The organism is Bacillus sp. SRB_8 (assembly GCF_003264205.1).
Taxonomy (GTDB): Bacteria; Bacillota; Bacilli; order Bacillales; family Bacillaceae_G; genus Bacillus_A; species Bacillus_A mycoides.
Window position 1 is genome coordinate 1 of sequence record NZ_NADT01000214.1, and the last position, 330, is coordinate 330.

The following is a 330-nucleotide window of genomic DNA, read 5'->3' on the forward strand; positions in this document are numbered from 1 at the left end:
CATTCGCACTTCTGATACCTCCAGCATCCATTACCAGACACCTTCACAGGCCTACAGAACGCTCTCCTACCACGTACAATAAATTGCACATCCGCAGCTTCGGTAACTGGCTTAGCCCCGTTACATCTTCCGCGCAGGACGACTCGATCAGTGAGCTATTACGCTTTCTTTAAATGATGGCTGCTTCTAAGCCAACATCCTGACTGTTTTAGCCTTCCCACTTCGTTTCCCACTTAGCCAATTTTAGGGACCTTAGCTGGCGGTCTGGGTTGTTTCCCTCTTGAGTCCGGACGTTAGCACCCGCTGCTCTGTCTCCCAAGCTGTACTCGT

General features: G+C 50.9%; 1 rRNA gene. It reads right to left on the reverse strand.

Features of this window, described 5'->3' with window-relative positions:
• Positions 1 to 330: ribosomal RNA gene (locus tag B5P40_RS32480) — 23S ribosomal RNA — on the reverse strand; the annotation flags it as partial.